This window comes from Streptomyces sp. T39 (assembly GCF_008042045.1).
Lineage (GTDB): Bacteria > Actinomycetota > Actinomycetes > Streptomycetales > Streptomycetaceae > Streptomyces.
Genome location: NZ_RDBP01000273.1, coordinates 1 through 1,555, shown reverse-complemented (window position 1 = coordinate 1,555; position 1,555 = coordinate 1). Strand labels below are relative to the sequence as shown.

Sequence of the window (1,555 nt, the reverse complement as noted above, 5' to 3'; positions counted from 1 at the left end):
GGGTGGTGTCGAATGCCGTGGGGATGATGCGCTCGAAGTGCGAGGCCTGCCGCACGCGTCCGGACAGTCGGGTGCCTTTGCTGCGGTAGGCGAGGAGTCCGGTCTCGCGGAGCATGTCGAGGTGGTACTGCACGGTCCGCTCGGACGCGCCGACCCCGCCTTCGCCACCGCCGTCACCCAAGCCCGCAAAGCCGGAAAACAGGCCCGCATCAACCAGCTGCCCCACGGCGAATACCGCTACAACCACCACCAGTGCCGCTGCCCCGACTGCACCGCCGCCGCCGCTGCCGGCCGCGCCGAACGCCGCACCACCCCCGAACCCGACCAGCCTGGGCAGGTCATCGACCTGCCCCAAACCGACAGCCCTTCCCGGCTGTTGCTGCAGGCTCCTGTGCCTCTGGCAGCAGCCTGAGCATGATCACGTTATTAACGTCGGAAAAGTGTAGGACAGAAGCCAAGGCCAGAACTTGCGCGATGACCTGCTGATCTGATGACCAGTCCGACTATGCGACACGATCTCGCAAGGGAGCAGACAAGTGGATTCACCAACGGGTAGGCTGCGCCTAGCGCCAGACGACCACTCACACGAGACGGCCGGCTGGGGCGACAACCAAGAGGAACGGCCCCGCTGTAGTCCTGGTGCTGGTAACACCGGGAGCGGGGCCGGGCCGACACTCAACTCCACGAAGGTGCCGACATGGCGAAGGATACCCGGGGCGGCCCCCCGGCAGACAGGTGGACTTCGGACTCCAGCGTGAACATCACACCGCTGTCGCAGCCGAACCCCGCCACTTCGACCCACACAGCCGCATGACCGCCCAGGGCGACAGCATCGTCGCCTTCCTGGAGCGCGCCATCTATCAGGCCGAGGCGGGCGCCAACCACTGGCACGACCTTGAGTGCGATGTTCACGCGACCAGCCTCATCGACGTCTCAGTTCTGCACCAGGCAACCCTCTGCGACTGCGCAGGGCCGACCTCGGTCCTGCGCCGCTGCGCAGCTGACCGGAAGCTCATCGCACTGCACGGCGGCCGGGGCCACGGTTGCCCCGCTTACGACTACGACGGTGACCTGGACGAGTACGCCCGGTTCTACGACCACGAGGTGTGTCCCGTCGTTGAGCACCTTGCCGAAGGCTACGGCTGGACGGCAGGACAGACCCGACCCGTTGAGGGGGATCAAGTGACGTAGCGACTTCCTGGGCGGGAGGTCCTGGGCCCCTTGGCGGGGGCTCATCCTCTACCGCCGGCCGCTGGTGTTGGCGCACCGTGCGCGGCCACTTCCTACGGCTCGGATTTGGCGATCCGAGCTAAGGCCCGACTTCCGGATCCGGTTTGGCGACCGGGGCCGATCAGGTCGAGCGATCTAACAGGTTCTCCCGAACCACCTGCACCAAGGGCCGTCTCCGGCTCTCGGCTTGTCACCTTCCAAAGGAAGACGGGTACATAGTGCCTCAGCTCACCAGTGCATGTCACCTTCCGCGCGCCCGAGCGACGGAATCCTCCGCAAATGTCACCCCCACCCGCGGCATCCCGTGCCAGCCCACCCGAAACAC

General features: G+C 66.4%; 1 protein-coding gene and 1 pseudogene. One reads left to right on the top strand and one right to left on the bottom strand.

The window, feature by feature from the left end:
- A pseudogene (locus EAO77_RS38215) lies at positions 1-355 on the bottom strand (hypothetical protein); the annotation flags it as partial.
- 455 nt (positions 356-810) lie between these two features.
- Between EAO77_RS38215 and EAO77_RS38210 the strand changes: the two are divergent.
- Positions 811-1,191 (top strand): hypothetical protein, encoded by a 381-nt coding sequence (locus tag EAO77_RS38210; protein ID WP_147992851.1) that lies wholly within the window; start codon positions 811-813, stop codon positions 1,189-1,191.
- Positions 1,192-1,555 lie beyond the last annotated feature (364 nt).

What these genes read in the sequence shown, in the direction of transcription:
- EAO77_RS38210 (WP_147992851.1), top strand. Translation starts at nt 811, where the DNA reads ATGACCGCCCAGGGCGACAGCATCGTCGCCTTCCTGGAGCGCGCCATC.